This is a genomic window from Candidatus Nitrosotenuis uzonensis (assembly GCF_000723185.1).
GTDB classification, from domain to species: Archaea; Thermoproteota; Nitrososphaeria; order Nitrososphaerales; family Nitrosopumilaceae; genus Nitrosotenuis; species Nitrosotenuis uzonensis.
Genome location: NZ_CBTY010000008.1, coordinates 347,621 through 363,364, shown reverse-complemented (window position 1 = coordinate 363,364; position 15,744 = coordinate 347,621). Strand labels below are relative to the sequence as shown.

The window sequence follows — 15,744 nt, the reverse complement described above, 5'->3', positions numbered from 1 at the left end:
AAAAAAAATTCTGCTAAACTGATAAAGTTTCTAGTAGAACTCTAAAACATATTTTTCCAAATTATTTTTCAAATTCTTATACTAGCATCGTAATCTAATCAAAAATAAAAAGAAAATTTGCTTGATTAACCGTGATTGTGAGGTTGATCAAAGCTTGGATTTGGATTGTCTTGATTCGTTGGCGGGAATGTTGGTGTGTTAAGGTATATTGAACCCGGAATGTCCTTTGCAAATCCTCCAGGACCGTAGTGATTTGGTGGATTTATGTCGCCTAAAACATTGAGCAATGTAAATGACATTGCATTTGCGGTTCTAAATACCACGTTCTTTTTTCCCTGATTTAATAGCCCTATGTCAGTTATTCTTGGAGCTCCGGGATTGCCTACCTCTGTCAAATCTATTGCAGGAATATGGGAATGATATACACATGTGTCTCCTGGTTTGGAAGCATGAGGTATGTAGTTTAGCTGTGCAGGAGCAACCCATGTCCTTTCTGGAAGCTCATCTACGTGACCTGCCACTGGAGTTACAAGTGGAACTGCATTGTTATCACATGGTATTCTCACTAAGAGGTGCCCTGCAACATAGTTTGGACTATAGTCTGCAAGAGGAAAATAATCCCCAGGTCTCATAACCTGCCCTGCAAGAGAAACCGTAACTGCAGTTGGAAGTGAAGAGCCAGATACGCCTGATTCAAAACCGTGACTGGCAGTAGCATAGTGATAGGTAAAACTTCCTAACGCCCCTGCCGTTGCAACAATAGCGATTAACAGACGTGTGTCTATAGTTTTCATTGGAAATATTGAAAAATTTGTGAATATATCATTTCTAGTAGAATTCTAAAACTTCTTTTAAAATTCTACCAATTTTGTTTAATAGATGACAAATTGACTAATTACAAAATGAATGCAACCAATACTAAAAACTTCAAAATAATACTGGCGATGCTGACATTAGTTACAATTGTAACACTTTCGACATCCACTGATGCATTCGGTCATGCAAGCTTTACGTTTGTACCGGGTGCAGGCACTCCAACAGTTTCAGCAAATCACACTGTGAGTTTTGTTATAGGAGAAACGTTTGAACCTGCATTTGTTGATGGGTACCATGATCTGGAAGTCACTATGACTCATATCATATCCAACATCCGACTTAGTAATGCACACAAAGATCAAACATCTGCGGCATATGCAGCTAGTGATTTCAGTCCTGTTGGTAAAGTACTAAGAGTTGATACATATTTTTATCCTACATCAACACTAGTAGCTGCTACAACAAATGCATCCTCCACCACAGGTGGAATTAAACATGCGTTTGGAGGAACAAATCCTGGCTCAAGCACTGCAGGTTTTTGGTGCCCAGTTGGGACAAAATCCAGTGGCATATTAACTGGAAATGCCTTTAACTGCATTCCTAATGCAGGTGGTGCATTTGGATATGTTGATTCTAGGACTGGTATGTTCTTAAGACCTCTAGGTGCATCAGAGCAATCTGGTTCTGGATTGCAATATAGGCAAAATACTAGGCAGTATTACACTGAGTCTGGATTGACTTTATACCACATATATGGTCAGATCAACTACTTTAATGACACTGGCATAGGAAAGACAAACATCAACATGTGGATTGATGGCAAAAACATCAAGACACTATCTTTGTCTGGAGGTAACAATGCGGGAGGTGCGGCTGGAACCAACAATAGGACACACACAGTAAACAGCGGATTTGGTCTTTCTCCGACTATGGATGGTGTCTATTGGCCCGACTCTACTGCAGGTGTTACAGACACGACACATCCGTCCAATGTCAGAAAGGCAATCGGAACTATAAGACAGGATAACTGGGACATCTTTAACTTCCTAAGAGACATCGCTACGGCAATCAACTCAATTACTGGAGGGGCGACTGGTACACCAGTAAATCCAATCCCGGCTGCAAAGCCATAATTCTTTATTTTTTGATGATTCTACCAGTTTCTTTAAATTTTTACAGTCTATGGTATGGTGTTTGTCAACTTTTGAGAATCTGGTGGAGCGTAAGGGAAACCTATTCATACTTAGTATATTTGCCGCCATAGGAATAATGCTGCTGCCAGTAATACTGCCGAATTTATTCCACGGATTTCATATAGCCCACATTAGCCTTCATATTGCTGGTCTTGCATTGGCAATCTTTCTGACCGTCTCAACATTATACGCATATGTGAAAATCAGAACAAAGCGTCTTGCGACCGCAGCCTTGGCATTCTCTATGTTCATCTGTGCCGAAGTCGTTTCTATAATTGATGTAACTTGGCCATTCACATTTTATTTGGATGCGCTTTCATTGCGTGAGATTAATCATTTACTTCTTATAGGGATGCTTGGAATATTCTCACTAGGTGTATTTAGGAGGGACTAAGATGGACCGAGCAGAGCAAATAATTGATCTGGTTAACAACAATCCTGGAATTCGTTATTCTGAGATAATGAGATTAACGGGATTAAAAAACGGCGTTCTAAGCCACCATCTCTCAAAAATAGAACAGTCTGGCAAGATTCTCATAGAGCGTACACCACGCGTTGCAAGAATCTATCCTTGCGGAATGCAAAAAGAACAGACAATGATAATAAAGAATCTACGAAATCAGACCGCCGCTGCGATACTATTGAAGTTGCTTTGTGGTGATGCATCTTTCAAAGATCTTGTGACAGAAACAAAAAAATCACAAGGAACAGTTTCGCTTTGCCTCAAATCATTATGTGATGACGGACTAGTTGAGCGAATTTTTAACAATGGCAACATGATGTTTCATCTAATTGACAGCACACTTGTAGGCTCGCTGGTAGAAATACAAAGACCGTCATTTATCGAAAACACTGCAAACAACATATCTGATATTTTTAGCTCCATCTGATTTTTTGACATTTCTACCACAATCATTAATTAAGAAAATTATCTACTGTTACTGTTGAGCAAATTATTGTTACTGTTCTCAGTTGCACTAATTTCCATTGGACTATTATATGGTGCGTATGCACACAAATCTGAAGTAGTAGATGATTATAAAATCCAGGTTGGTTGGGTAAAGGAGCCGCCGATAGCTGGAATGAAAAATGCAATAGAGATAACGGTGACAAAAGCTACTGCATCAGATAAGGAGATGGCCAATTCACACGATCATGTATCACACGATAAATCTCAATCACATGAAGATCATTCTGCGCATACAAATCATGTGGTGGCAAAGAACATTGACGGAGTCTCAGGCTTGAATAAATCACTCGAAGTCGACGTTGTACTCAACGACAAAAAAACATTCCTAAGGCTAGTTGAGAGTAAGACAAACAAGGGAACATATTATGGCGTATATGTGCCTGATAGCTCAGGTTATCCTTTAGTACACGTAGTAGGAAAAATCAAAAATACGCCTATGGAGATAACGTTCCATCCAGAAAAAGTTGAGGTAAACTAGATTCTGACCTTGATACCTGCAATCTTGTAGGTGGCCAGCATGAATATGGTGGCTAAAAATAGAATCAAGAACACAACTGGTCCGAATTCTGGTACTATTACTATCTCGATCATCTCACCCTTGGGGCCGGAATATGGGGCCTGGCTTCCTATCCCCTGTAGTACTATCATCACTTCTACATGGTTGTCTGTGTTAAGGGATGCTGTAACATGCTGCGCCATTCCGTCTTCAGCATACATGCCCATCTGAGATAGCACAAGCTCACCATTTTGCATCACAACAATATCGTAGTTAACATCATGTAACGTGGCACCTGTAGCAATGTTGGAAAACTTGATGGTTATGATAAGCGGAGTATTTTCTTTTGGTAGGTTGCTCTCAAGTTGTATTCTTACCGTTCCATCAGATGATACCATCTCAGAACGTACTGTCTGCACTATCTCCTCTGACTGAGCAAACGCAGCATGTGTGCACAAGGTAATAATTACAATTAATACAAAACTGATCTTCAATTTAATGGAAATACTATTCTGTCCAACTTAACTGTTGGCATAAAATAGAAAAAATGGTGAGAAATACAAAGTGAAGGGATAACCATTAATTCTCACCAATGGTCTGTATGTAGAATTTACAATTATCGGTAATAACAGATCCGGTAGATTTGACAAATCTACCACTATTCTAACATCTTTAGCGTATCTGATGCAGTTATGATCCCAATTATTTTACGCGATTTTACTACGAGGATGCATTTTGAATACCGAACAAGTGGCACCAATGCTCGAGCAGGTGTTTGATAGTCAACTATGGGTGGTGTTGCCTCCATCACATCAGCAAGCTGAATACTTTTCCATGATGACTCGTCACTGTCTGCAAGGTGTTTTACGACACCATCCTCGGTAATTATGCCAACTGGTTCTGAACCGCTAAAAATCGGGATCTGACTAATTGACATCTTTCGCATTTTGTGAATTGCATCGTGAAGAGAATCTGTTGGTCTCATCTTTACTATCTCCTTACTGCAGATATCGCCTGCTTTGTTAGGGTCAGCCCTTCCTTCGAGTGTTGCCAAGCTATCAAAGATTCTTTTTGCAGTCTCATAGCTTGGCTGACTTCGCCCTGATTCTATCTGGTTTATCATTGATGTACTCACGCCTGTCATCTTTGCTAACTGTTTTTGCGTAACGCCAATCTTGGTTCGTGCCTGCTTTATACTATCAAGACGCGGAAGCATGGTGATTTTTGTGAATCTATGGCTATGAATTTTGCTACGTATTGCGCATGAGGCAGAAAAACACAATTAGATGTCCGCATACATTGACACTTCCCAGGCTGTAGGAGTCTGGGAGAATATTCGATGTTCTTTGTATTTTGATTCGCAATATGCATCAAGCAGATCTGTTGAGAATGCAGAGGCTAGAAACTTGTTGTCAGAGCCAAGTGAGTCAAGTGCTTCTTTTAATGATTGTGGCAATGATCTGATTCCATAATTTCGTTTCTGCTCTGGAGTTAGCTTGTAGATATTGTGCTCTACTGGATCGCCTGGGTCGATCTTTCTTCTAATACCATCAAGACCTGCAAGAAGCAATGCCGCTTCGAGCAGATATATGTTCGATGTTGGGTCTGGTACTCTATACTCAATTCTCTTGCTTTTGCCATGACTGTTCATGTACATCGGTATTCTTATTGCAGCTGATCTATTGCCGATTCCCCAGCACACATTTACAGGCGCCTCAAAATCTGGAACGAGTCTTTTGTAGGAATTAGTGGTTGGATTGGAAATTGCGCAAATCGATGATGCGTGATCAAGCAGTCCACCTATGTAGTACCTGCCCATCTGCGATAGGTTTGCCTGACTATCGTTTGGTTCGTATACAAGATTCGTATCTTCATTCCATAGGCTCTGGTGCATGTGCATGGCAGATGCGTTGTCACCATAAATGGGCTTTGACATGAAAGTAGCTACTTTGTTTTGTCTTTTTGACTTCACTTTGACTATATTTTTTGTGGTGGTTACTGCATCTGCAGTAGGCAGCATCCTATCGTAATGCAAATTTATCTCACTCTGACCGGAGGTTGCTACCTCGTGATGCTCCGCCTCTACTTTGATCCCAAAATAATCGTACAGATCATCGCAGATATCCTTTCTGAGGCTGCTCATGGTATCCTTTGGTTGCGATGGGTAGTATCCCTCCTTTATGTCGATAGCAGTGCTAATGTTTTTTGTCCATGGAGATTCGGCCGATTCAATGGAGTACCCAGAGCCGCCGTAAGAGTGAGTTGCCCCGTATTGGGACGGATAGACACTTATTGAATCAAATACAAAAAACTCTACTTCTGGACCCCAAAATGTATGCGTTATGCCGAATTCTCGGGTCTGTTTTTCCGCCATTTCTACGACAGCTCTAGAATCTCTGCTGAATCTTGATGATTCGTTTGTGTTTTCCTGATAAATATTGCAGAACATCCTTGCATTTTTGCGCCTCTGATCATAGTCTGGAGGAAGAATCCGGAATGTCTCAGGATCCGGCTTTAATATCATATCGGATTTGTTTACTGAACTAAATCCGCGGATGGAGCTGGCATCAAGTTTTTCAAATCCATCCGAAAATGCATTTTTGTCTATTGCGTATGATGGCATACTCATGCTATGCAATTCCCCGAAGATGTCTGTAAACCAGAAGCTTAAATAAGATATTTTTTGTTCAGCGATTTTTTCAAGTACATCATTGTGAATCAAAACTTGCACTGTCACCTAATTTTGCAAAATTTTCAACACGTCGTCTTAAAAATCTGCCCCTCTTACATGTTATAATTTCACAAATATCAAAAACTGTCATTGTTTGTAATCAATTGTAATTATTTGAGATGGATACTGTTTTTATGCCAGCGATTCCAAGCTTTATCTGTATGGTCAAATTTGTAATCGACCAACAGGTCGAAGATATCGAAATGCCTGAAAACCTAAAGCTAAACACGTTTTTAAAAGAATTCCATTCGGACTGTTCGCATAAAGAATGCGATTTTGGTTACTATGGATTTGCATTTGGTCAGTCTCCGTTCCCGGTGCCGAAAATAATGCAGGATGCGCTTGCAAAAAACGCCGACAAGGGCCAGTATGCTGAGTCTTCTGGCATACCGGAGCTAAAAAAAGCAATTTCAGATTACAACAAAAGATATTTCAGGCTTGATGTGGAACCAAAGGACATCTGTGTTGGACCCGGCACAAAAGAGCTAATCTACAATTTGCTCGAATTGTTCCATGGCACAGTAATACTGCCGACGCCTGCATGGCTTGGATACTTGCCACAAATTCGATTTCTGAGAAAAAACTTTCACATGTTACCATCTGCCAGAAAGATAAATCCAAAGGATCTTGAACACCTTATACTGCGTTTACACGACAGGCAAAAGATACTGATTTTGAACAATCCCAATAATCCTACAGGATTGTTGTATTCGCGACTTGAGCTTGAAGAAATTGCCGATGTCTGCAGAACGTATGATGTCTTGGTAATATCAGATGAGATCTATGCTATGACGACCTATAACATATCTGAATTTGTCAGCATGGCCGAGATCTATCCGGAAGGAACGTTTGTTACAAACGGAATATCAAAATCGCATTCTGCTGGAGGATATCGTCTTGGCTACGTTATTTTTCCAAAAAATACCTCTGAAATACTCCAAAACTTCAAAAAAATACTTGCAACAGAGTATACTGCCACATCCACTCCAATACAGCATGCTGCCATAGCCGCCTTTGAAGAAAGCAGTGAGATCGACGAATATCTGAGTGTTACAAGGGCAATTCACCAAATCATGGGCGAGTATACATACAACACGTTACTTGAAGTTGATGGCATAAAGGCAACAAAGCCGGAGGCTACATTTTACCTTCTTGCAAACTTTAACCATTTTGTACCTGACTTTAACACAAAAAAGATCTACAATTCGCAACAGTTTTCAGAATCGCTGATAGTACATCCGTATCATACTGCCATTGTTGCAGGAGATAGCATGGTGCTGGAAAGAACTGACTTTAGCGCCAGACTTGCATTTGTTGATTATAACGGGGCACAAGCAATGCAAAACTACATTGCAAGCAAACCTAGCACGACATCTGAAAAATTAGAGTTTGTCAGACAGAATGCACCAAGGCTAGTGGCTGGCCTAAACATGCTTCAGCGGTATATTCTTGACCTGAAAAAAGACGCAGCATCAATAATAGCACAGAAACAAAGCTCACACGCTCAATAAATAAAGTGAGGATATCAAGAGAACATGGCCGACTTGGGATATCCTCACTTGATTTAGTTGGTTTGGCCGGTCCTATCTCGGTGTGATTGGTCGCCGAATGAACCTAGTGCATATATGCATTCTAATAAAAAAAGGCTTGCGCATGAATCATACTTGAACAATTTTGAAATGTTGTTCGAATAGAACACACTAGCTCTCAAAATCCTGTTTGAACAATCCAAGTCAAATTGAGGATTTTGATTGCCGAAGACAACAAGTTCGCCGCACGACAGTATAGGCTGCTTTTGGAGAAGAATGGTCACAAAGTGGTAACTGTAGAGAATGGAGCAGAGTGCGTGAAAAAATACAAGGAACAGCTCAAAAAAACAGAGTTTGACTCACTTGACGAGTCGCCATTTGACATAGTTTTGCTTGATCATAACATGCCAAAGAAGACTGGTGCCAGAGCGGCAAAAGAGATCTTGGAGAAAAATCCACGACAAAAGATACTTTTCGTAACCGGCTACCAAAGGTGGGCACTAGAAGATGAAACAGATGATCTGGTGGACAAGATAGCTGTCTTGGAAAAACCATTCACTTTATCGCAACTGGAACGAAAGATACGCTCACTTGTGTGATTTTTTTGCTTTGATCTTTGGCTTTGATTTGTTCAGAATAGCTGCCTGAGCTGCTGCCACTATTGCGATCGGGATTCTGTGGGGGGATGCGCTTACATACGAAACGCCTGCACCATGGAAGAACTTTATTGAATTGGGATCTCCGCCATGCTCTCCGCAAACGCCGATCTCAAGGCCTGGTTTTAACGCTCTGCCGTTGGAAATTGCTATTTTCACAAGACTTCCTACACCATTTACGTCTACAGTCTGGAATGGATTTCTCTCAAGAATCTCTTTTTCCATGTATTCTGGGAGGAATTTGCCTTCTACATCTTCTCTGCTGTAGCTAAACACTGCCTGTGTAAGATCATTTGTACCAAAACTGAAAAACTCGGCAGTGCTTGCAAGCTCGCCTGATGTCAGGCAGGCACGTACTACTTCCAGCATGGTTCCAAAATTTATCTTCAATTTCAGGCCGTATTTTGATTCTACTTCTGCCTTGACCTTCTCATAGATTTGCCTTATGTGGTTTAGTTCTGTAATACTTCCTACTTGCGGTATCATTATCTGTGGATATGCATTTATTTTTTGTTTTGCAAGCTCAGCTCCTGCCTCAAAGACTGCTCTTATCTGCATTTCATAGATTTCAGGATATGTGATGCCGACCCTGACTCCACGATGTCCCATCATGGGATTGATTTCTGCAAGCTCCTTTGCTCTTGCGAGAATTACTTTGAGTTCTTCTATTTCTTGAGCATTTCCTTGTTTTTCGAGCTTGTGTATTTTATTGATTAGCTCCTCTGGGTTTGGCAGGAATTCGTGCAGTGGCGGATCTAGCAATCGTATTGTGACCTTGTATCCTTCCATTGCCTTCAATATCTGAATAAAGTCGCTTTTTTGCAATTCTTGAAGCTTTTCAAGGTGTTGTTTTCTTTCATCGACTGATTTTGCCATGATTAGTTTGACAAACAAACCAAGCCTGTCTGATGCATTGAACATTCTCTCGGTTCTGCACAGGCCTATGCCTTCTGCACCATATCTTCTTGCAAGCTGAGCTGCATCAGGTGTGTCAGCGTTTGCCCTAATTCCAATCTTTTTTGCTTTTTTGGCCCATTCTAGTATAGTCTTAAAGTTATCAGTAATTTGCGGCTCAATTGTGGGAATATCACCCAGATACACGTCGCCCTGACTTCCGTCGATGGTGATTTGATCCCCCTGTCTTATTGTTATATCGCCTACTGTTGCCATCTTTGCGTCCTGATTGATTTTTAGCTCGGAACATCCAACTATGCATGGCTTGCCCATTCCTCTTGCAACTACGGCAGCATGTGATGTTTTGCCCCCTCTGCTTGTCAGAATCCCAACTGATGCAAAGAATGCAGGCACATCTTCAGGTTTTGTCTCCTCTCTCACCAGTATGACCTTGGCGCCGTTCTCTCCCATGGCTACTGCTTGTTTTACGTCAAATACTGCAACTCCACTTGCAGCTCCTGGCGAGGCAGCGATTCCTTTTGCCGCTTTTTTACTATCTTTGGCTTTTTCATAGTCTATCGTCTTGTGTAGTAACTGTTCCAGCTGGTCTGCCTGTAGTCTGAGAAGCGCCCTATCCTTTGTGATTAATTTTTCCTTTACCATATCAACTGACGTCTTTATCATTCCGGCTGCATTCATTTTTGCCGACCTTGTCTGCAGAAGGTAGAACTTTCCTCTCTCTACGGTGAACTCGATGTCTTGCGGTTCTTTGTAGTGTCTTTCAAGGTTTCTGCAAGTTTTCAGTAGCAATTCATAGCTTTTTGGCATCTCATTTTTCATCTCATCTACCGGTTTGGGTGTTCTTACGCCTGCAACAACATCTTCACCTTGGGCGTTTACAAGATACTCTCCAAAGATCTTATTGGTACCATCTCCGGGATTTCGCGTAAACACCACACCTGTGGCACTATCATTGCCCATGTTGCCAAACACCATTGTTACCACATTCACAGCCGTGCCATCTGCAATGTCTTTTGTGACATGGTTTTTCTCTCTATACACTACTGCGCGCTCGCCCATCCAGCTGTTAAACACTGCCTTTATTGCAAGCAAAAGCTGGTCGTCTGGATTTGATGGGAACGGCTGGCCCATATGTTTCTGACAAATATCTTTGTACTGTGATACTACTTCTCTTAAGGATTGTTCATTCAAATCGCTGTCAAGGTGAACTCCTTGCTTGTTTTTTGCATTTTCCAAAATCACGTCAAATTTTTTATCGTTGACACCAAAGACCACTTTTCCAAATAACTGAACAAATCTGCGATAAGAATCCCATGCAAATCTTGGATTGCTAGTTTTTTTTGCCAGCGCTTCCACTGTAGTATCGTTGAGTCCCAGATTAAGTATGGTGTCCATCATACCTGGCATTGAGATTGCTGCGCCAGAACGCACCGACACAAGCAGCGGGTTTTCCTTCGAGTTCCATTTCTTTCCAGTCTTTCTTTCAAGCTTTGCTATGTTTTTTTTGACTTCTGGCCATAGTGTCTTTGGAAGGTTTTTGTTATTCTGATAATATGCTTTACAAACTTCAGTCGTAATAGTGAATCCTGGTGGTACTGGCAGCTTTAACTGTGTCATTTCGCACAAACCAGCACCCTTTCCGCCTAGCAGTTTTCTATTTTTACCGTCTCCTTCGTCAAAAGAGTATACCATTTTCATTGTTCTATCAGGATTTTTCTATCTATTGGAAGGTGTTTTAAGCTTATCCCCCTTAGATGGGAATTCAGAGATCGACGATGCTAAATGGCAGTTGAAAAAGTTATCTATTTGCATAACAATGAAAGTCATTGGTGCGAATTAGCGACGAAATTGAACGTGACGTCATACACCTTATAGTCGAAAAGAGACTCTTTAGTATAAGCAAGCAGACATGCGATCTTGTGGGTAATAGATTACAAGAAAAATACGGCTGCTATTTTGATAAATGTCTGGAGCATCCAGAATACCTCTTGGACATACTAAGTGAGGCATATGGCGCATCTGCCAAAAACATTGTCAATCAAATACTTGATGATCTGGAACAGCTAAGCATAACTCCAAAGATTGAATCATTTCAAACAAGGTTGACAAAATTTGTCAGCTGAGCAAGACACACTGCGAAGAAAAATCCCGATGTCGCTGTTTTCCGTGGCGGCAGTTGTTATGATAGTCAACTTGATTGGCCCGTCAACTGCAAAGATTGTTGATTGCATTCTGTATGTTATCATTCCCGGCATACCTATGGTACTGTCCGTATTGTATGTGAAGAGAATTGGCTTTGCTGGAATGCATGGCAAGGCATGGCTGGCGTTCTCGATTGCAGTCGCATCAAGCTTTATTGCAGAACAGATGTGGATGATATATGATAAAATTCTGCATGTGGACCCGTGGCCGTCTGAGGCTGACTTTTTTTATTTTTCGTTCTACGTATTTTTTACTATTTTCTCAGTTTTTTATATCAAACCATTTGCAAAATCGGTGAATGCCAAAAAAATAACAATGTCTGCTCTTGTATCGCTTGCAATTTTTATGCCTACGGCTATCAGCCTTGCATCGTTTGAAAAGTCTCAATGGGACGCAAGAGGTTTCGATATAATCATGGGGGTATCTTACCCCATCGTAGATTCAATAATAATGGTTCCCACAATGATTGCCATTATGTTGTTTTTTGAAGGTAAAGTTGGTTTTTTGTGGACTGCGATATTTGTTGGAATTTTGTGTTTTGTAGTTGCAGACATGTTGTTCATGATGGAAGAGATTGATTCTGCATACGATATAGGGCACCCGATTGATATTGGCTATTTTTGGGCATACGTGTTGTTTGCCTTTGGCGTATATCATAACATGAAATACTTTGAAAAGCCAAAAACCATATTCTCAAATCCAAATGATCTCAGATAGGCCTCATCGCACTTGCAAACTCGTTGATTATCTTATTCCAGCTCTTTGCCTTTATTATTCCAGATGCTACAAGTATTCCATCTGAGCCAAGCTCCATTGCTTTTCTTACGTCTTGGCCACTTACTATACCTGCTCCGCACAGCAATTTTGTCTTGTTTCTTGCAGCTCTGACGGCATTTACGGCCTTTGTTATTAGCTCTGGCCTTTCAGTTGAAACTGCTTTGCCGGAGCCTATTAGCTCTGGTGGCTCTATTGCAATGTATGTAGGGCCTAGCTTTGAGTATTTTGCAGCCTCAGCGACATTTTTGACGCATACAATAGATATCATTCCAAGATCGTTCAGCTTTGACACCAGTCCTGCGATGTCTTTTGGTGCGATTCTATGCTCACTGTGATTTATCAGCGAGCCGCTGATTTTTGATTTTTTTAAAAGCTCTGGTACTACAAACCCTGTAGTGCTGCCTGTCTTTGCATTGTCTACATGCTGGGCAAGAATTGGGCCTGAATATCTGCAAATCGTGCCCAAAAGATGGTGAGGTGGTGCTACTGCTATTTTGAGACGGTGTTTTTTTGCAATCTTGTCTGCTATCTGGGCGAGCTTGGCTGCCTTTGAGCCTGATATCTCTTCATAGTTTTTGTAATTTATTACAAACAAGACTTTGCTCAAATGGAATTACTGGAGTATTTATTGTTTTTAGACTCAGATATTTACTGGTGTAGCACCCTTCCAGATAAAAGTGCATAGCGTAAAAATGTTATTTGTCATTTCTTCAGAGTTTGTAAACAGTGCGCATTCGGCATCAACATTCTCATGAAGTGTTCCCTTTACTGCAGAATCTGACATGAGCAGCTTTCCTGTTATTGGACAGCTTCTTGATACCACTATTCTTCCCTTTGAAGGAAGCTTTCCTATTCTTACCTCGCTTGCAGAGAATCTTTTAACAAATGGTAGCATCTTCGGAGATGCCTCATCTATTATGAGGCGAACCCTACCTCCTGCTTTTTCCACCATTCGTATTTTCTCTGGAATCTCAGAATGATACAACTTTGATACGTCATCAAGTGATGTGACAAAGTAAACAATATCAGTTGTAGTTTCTAGCATTCTTTCTATCTGGGATGTTATGTTTTCAATTCCTTGTATTATCCGAAACGTTGGCATAGTTGACTTGGATTCGTTTGAGCTGACGCTTTTGATCTTCTCGATGATGTTTTTGCCATCTTTTTTTATCTTTGATATTTCCTCTTCTTTTTTCTTTAGTGTGATGGAGAGTATTTCATCTGGATCCGTTGCGACGCAAAGCTTTGGTGATGAGAATGAAATAGAAACTATTCCGATGCTTGAGAGTTTGTCTACCATTCTGTATGTTTTTGCCCTGTCGACATTCATCTCTTTTGATAATGCGCTAGCTGTGATAGGTCCGGTTCTCAAAAGATTTAGGTAAATCCTAGTTTCAAGTTCGTCTAGTCCCAGTATGGATGAAAGCTGAGAAGAAAGTTCCTCATAGTATGGAGTTTGTATTTTACTAAACTCCTCTATGCTCTGGGGGTCCTCCGTGTCCATAGAGTCGATCCCCTTGTTGTGTATTAACGATATTCTCTGTTTTTTTCGAACAGACATTTTCCCCGTAACCTCGCTTGATATCTCATGGGTAATTAACTCCGAGAAGGATTCCGACGATGAATTTAAGAATGACATGTGATTTTCCTCCTAAAACGCGTTGAATGCTATGACCGCAATGACGATCATTATTACCACGTGTTTTATTCCAGAAACATAGGAACCTGTGCCGATCTTTCCTGCAGCAAGACCTCCAAAGATCGATTCGATTACTGCCATGTTAAACAATATGGAATCAAGCTCCTCTATCTTTACTCCGGACAAGGCGGCAAACACGTTGCCGGTTGCAGGAACGTTATTTTCCTGCAAGAGTACCTTGACTGCCTCTATCTGCGTGAAGAACTGTGAGGACAGAATTACGGTTATTGCGATAAAGACTGCATATGCTATGTATATTGTGTATGTGTAAGGCTGGAGGGCGGACTTGCGCTCCTTTTCAAGATTTCTTAGCTCTGTTACGTATTTTTGAATAGTTTCTAGGTTTTCTGAAATGTTACCACCGTTCCTGTAGGCGATCTCAAGTAACACGATGACCCTTTTTGCCATTCTGGTTCCTGAAAGCTTTTCAAAGTTTGAAAACGCCTCCGTTATGGGCATGCCCCAGCTGATGTTTGCCTTCAGATTTCTTAAAAGTGGGCCAAGACTGCCCATGTTGCGTTCTGGTGTGATTTGAATTGCCTGAATAAGATTTGAGCCACTCTGAATCGAGCTCACAAGGGAGAGAAGAAAAAGCGGCAGGTGCCTATCTATGCTTTCTTTTCTCTGTACTTCTTTTAGCTGTAATAATGTGAGCGGTATTACTGCGGCAAGAACGCCGAAAATTATGCCGATGTCACGTGTCATTCCTTCAATGGAATCGGAAAGATAAAAGCTAAATGATATCACAAATATGCTGGCAACGGAAGAGATTACTGCGACCTTGAATTTTTCTTTCTTTCTTAGAGGTATGCTTGGCATTCTTACCTCGGATTCTATTGTCTTTGACATGTCTACCTCTTTGGAACCATCGAGTTCATCAAAATCAGAAGCACTATGCCAAACAACGGAACCATCACGTATGTGAGCATGTTCATCAAAGTAAGAAGGTCAAAGCCACCAAGATTTGGATTCATTATTGCCATAATTGAAAGCATGATTACTGCCATAAGGGGGAATACGATGAGCAAAATCGTATACATCTCGGCAAGAATACCAAGTGATTCTGTTGACCTTTTTACGTTAAGCTTTTTTTCCTCAAGATGAACTTTGGCAGTTGCAAGAAAATACTCGCGCAAGTTCCCGCCCGACTTGAATGTGATTATTGCTCCCTCTAATAACTCCGAATATGGTCCTTTGGGTGTTCGCTTTATCAGGTCATTTATCGCGGTGAGTATATCCATTCCAAGTATCTCTACGTTGCGTGTTACAAACTTGGAATCCTTGACTATCTCCTCGTCCGAGCTTTCCTTTGCAATAGACTTGAAGACACCTTCAAGCGAAAGTCCGCTTGCACAAAGAGTGGCCATGTATCCAATATAATGTGGAATCTCCTCTGATAATTTGGCTGATCTGTTCTTGGAATTGAGTACGGGCACTGCCTGCATACCAAAAAAAACCATTACTGATAAGACAAGGCCTGCCATTGCCCCAAGAAGCAACGTGACAGGAGTGTCAACATTAAAGTATGAAAGCGCAATCACAGCAACCACGATTCCTGTTATCATAGCAATCATGCTGGAGAGCACCATGCTTGCAACGTATACTTCGTATGGAATGGGCATCATTGCCTGTCTTATGTTGTCTCTAAGGTCAGTCAACCTAGTGTAGAGAAAACCTATGTGGCGGTTGAGCAATCTGTAGCTGAACACTTGAAAGCCGGATGGCTGGTGACTTTTCTCATATTGTTTGCTTTTGAGCAT

At 41.1% G+C, this 15,744-nt stretch carries 17 protein-coding genes; 8 read left to right on the top strand and 9 right to left on the bottom strand.

Features of this window, described 5'->3' with window-relative positions:
* Positions 1–125: 125 nt before the first annotated feature.
* Positions 126–794 carry a hypothetical protein gene (locus tag NITUZ_RS04680; protein ID WP_048195804.1) on the bottom strand — a complete coding sequence of 223 codons (669 nt, stop codon included), beginning with the start codon at positions 792–794 and terminating at the stop codon, positions 126–128.
* 108 nt (positions 795–902) lie between these two features.
* Here NITUZ_RS04680 and NITUZ_RS04675 point away from each other — a divergent pair, with 108 nt between their 5' ends.
* The 4 genes from NITUZ_RS04675 to NITUZ_RS04660 all read left to right on the top strand — a co-directional run bounded on the left by NITUZ_RS04675 (position 903) and on the right by NITUZ_RS04660 (position 3,457).
* On the top strand, positions 903–1,949 hold the full coding sequence (locus tag NITUZ_RS04675; RefSeq protein ID WP_048195801.1) for a hypothetical protein: 1,047 nt from the start codon (positions 903–905) through the stop codon (positions 1,947–1,949).
* Positions 1,950–2,010: 61 nt separating this feature from the next.
* On the top strand, positions 2,011–2,403 hold the full coding sequence (locus NITUZ_RS04670; RefSeq protein WP_155991355.1) for a hypothetical protein: 393 nt from the start codon (positions 2,011–2,013) through the stop codon (positions 2,401–2,403).
* Position 2,404: 1 nt separating this feature from the next.
* Positions 2,405–2,899: a winged helix-turn-helix transcriptional regulator gene (locus NITUZ_RS04665; RefSeq protein WP_048195795.1), complete on the top strand. Its 495-nt coding sequence runs from the start codon at positions 2,405–2,407 to the stop codon at positions 2,897–2,899.
* 54 nt (positions 2,900–2,953) lie between these two features.
* Positions 2,954–3,457 carry a hypothetical protein gene (locus tag NITUZ_RS04660; protein WP_155991352.1) on the top strand — a complete coding sequence of 168 codons (504 nt, stop codon included), beginning with the start codon at positions 2,954–2,956 and terminating at the stop codon, positions 3,455–3,457.
* Here NITUZ_RS04660 and NITUZ_RS04655 read toward each other — a convergent pair.
* From NITUZ_RS04655 to glnA, 3 genes are all read right to left on the bottom strand, one after another.
* Positions 3,454–3,969, bottom strand: coding sequence for a hypothetical protein (locus NITUZ_RS04655; protein WP_155991349.1), 516 nt, complete (start codon positions 3,967–3,969; stop codon positions 3,454–3,456). The genes NITUZ_RS04660 and NITUZ_RS04655 overlap by 4 nt on opposite strands.
* Positions 3,970–4,133: 164 nt before the next feature.
* Positions 4,134–4,691: a CBS domain-containing protein gene (locus NITUZ_RS04650; RefSeq protein ID WP_048196102.1), complete on the bottom strand. Its 558-nt coding sequence runs from the start codon at positions 4,689–4,691 to the stop codon at positions 4,134–4,136.
* A 66-nt stretch (positions 4,692–4,757) separates the two neighbouring features.
* Positions 4,758–6,197: a type I glutamate--ammonia ligase gene (gene glnA / locus NITUZ_RS04645; protein ID WP_048195788.1), complete on the bottom strand. Its 1,440-nt coding sequence runs from the start codon at positions 6,195–6,197 to the stop codon at positions 4,758–4,760.
* A 170-nt stretch (positions 6,198–6,367) separates the two neighbouring features.
* Between glnA and NITUZ_RS04640 the strand changes: the two genes are divergently transcribed.
* Together NITUZ_RS04640 and NITUZ_RS04635 are read left to right on the top strand one after the other, a co-directional pair.
* A complete protein-coding gene (locus tag NITUZ_RS04640; RefSeq protein WP_048195785.1) occupies positions 6,368–7,717 on the top strand; it encodes a pyridoxal phosphate-dependent aminotransferase in 1,350 nt (449 codons plus the stop codon).
* 227 nt (positions 7,718–7,944) lie between these two features.
* Positions 7,945–8,334 (top strand): response regulator, encoded by a 390-nt coding sequence (locus tag NITUZ_RS04635; protein ID WP_048195784.1) that lies wholly within the window; start codon positions 7,945–7,947, stop codon positions 8,332–8,334.
* Here NITUZ_RS04635 and ppdK read toward each other — a convergent pair.
* On the bottom strand, positions 8,323–11,004 hold the full coding sequence (ppdK, locus tag NITUZ_RS04630; protein WP_048195782.1) for a pyruvate, phosphate dikinase: 2,682 nt from the start codon (positions 11,002–11,004) through the stop codon (positions 8,323–8,325). The genes NITUZ_RS04635 and ppdK overlap by 12 nt on opposite strands.
* 131 nt (positions 11,005–11,135) lie before the next feature.
* On the opposite strand from ppdK, the gene NITUZ_RS04625 reads away from it, so the two are divergent.
* Positions 11,136–11,429: a hypothetical protein gene (locus NITUZ_RS04625; RefSeq protein WP_155991346.1), complete on the top strand. Its 294-nt coding sequence runs from the start codon at positions 11,136–11,138 to the stop codon at positions 11,427–11,429.
* Complete coding sequence (locus NITUZ_RS04620; protein WP_048195778.1) at positions 11,419–12,225, top strand: hypothetical protein; 807 nt, start codon at positions 11,419–11,421, stop codon at positions 12,223–12,225. Before NITUZ_RS04625 ends, NITUZ_RS04620 begins: the two co-directional genes overlap by 11 nt.
* Here NITUZ_RS04620 and tpiA read toward each other — a convergent pair.
* The 4 genes from tpiA to NITUZ_RS04600 are packed head-to-tail and all read right to left on the bottom strand — an operon-like array spanning position 12,218 to position 15,744.
* Entirely contained in the window at positions 12,218–12,880 is a 663-nt protein-coding gene (gene tpiA / locus NITUZ_RS04615) for a triose-phosphate isomerase (protein ID WP_048195776.1), read from the bottom strand. The two genes, NITUZ_RS04620 and tpiA, sit on opposite strands and share 8 nt — an antisense overlap.
* 45 nt (positions 12,881–12,925) lie before the next feature.
* Positions 12,926–13,924, bottom strand: a complete 999-nt coding sequence (locus NITUZ_RS04610) for a TrmB family transcriptional regulator (protein WP_244443812.1) — start codon at positions 13,922–13,924, stop codon at positions 12,926–12,928.
* A gap of 12 nt (positions 13,925–13,936) precedes the next feature.
* Positions 13,937–14,833 carry a type II secretion system F family protein gene (locus NITUZ_RS04605; RefSeq protein ID WP_048195775.1) on the bottom strand — a complete coding sequence of 299 codons (897 nt, stop codon included), beginning with the start codon at positions 14,831–14,833 and terminating at the stop codon, positions 13,937–13,939.
* 2 nt (positions 14,834–14,835) lie between these two features.
* Positions 14,836–15,744, bottom strand: coding sequence for a type II secretion system F family protein (locus NITUZ_RS04600; protein ID WP_081844877.1), 909 nt, complete (start codon positions 15,742–15,744; stop codon positions 14,836–14,838).

What these genes read in the sequence shown, in the direction of transcription:
- NITUZ_RS04610 (WP_244443812.1), bottom strand. Translation starts at nt 13,924, where the DNA reads ATGTCATTCTTAAATTCATCGTCGGAATCCTTCTCGGAGTTAATTACC.
- NITUZ_RS04640 (WP_048195785.1), top strand. Translation starts at nt 6,368, where the DNA reads ATGGTCAAATTTGTAATCGACCAACAGGTCGAAGATATCGAAATGCCT.
- NITUZ_RS04600 (WP_081844877.1), bottom strand. Translation starts at nt 15,744, where the DNA reads ATGCTCAAAAGCAAACAATATGAGAAAAGTCACCAGCCATCCGGCTTT.
- NITUZ_RS04650 (WP_048196102.1), bottom strand. Translation starts at nt 4,691, where the DNA reads ATGCTTCCGCGTCTTGATAGTATAAAGCAGGCACGAACCAAGATTGGC.
- NITUZ_RS04675 (WP_048195801.1), top strand. Translation starts at nt 903, where the DNA reads ATGAATGCAACCAATACTAAAAACTTCAAAATAATACTGGCGATGCTG.
- NITUZ_RS04605 (WP_048195775.1), bottom strand. Translation starts at nt 14,833, where the DNA reads ATGTCAAAGACAATAGAATCCGAGGTAAGAATGCCAAGCATACCTCTA.
- ppdK (WP_048195782.1), bottom strand. Translation starts at nt 11,004, where the DNA reads ATGAAAATGGTATACTCTTTTGACGAAGGAGACGGTAAAAATAGAAAA.
- NITUZ_RS04680 (WP_048195804.1), bottom strand. Translation starts at nt 794, where the DNA reads ATGAAAACTATAGACACACGTCTGTTAATCGCTATTGTTGCAACGGCA.
- NITUZ_RS04665 (WP_048195795.1), top strand. Translation starts at nt 2,405, where the DNA reads ATGGACCGAGCAGAGCAAATAATTGATCTGGTTAACAACAATCCTGGA.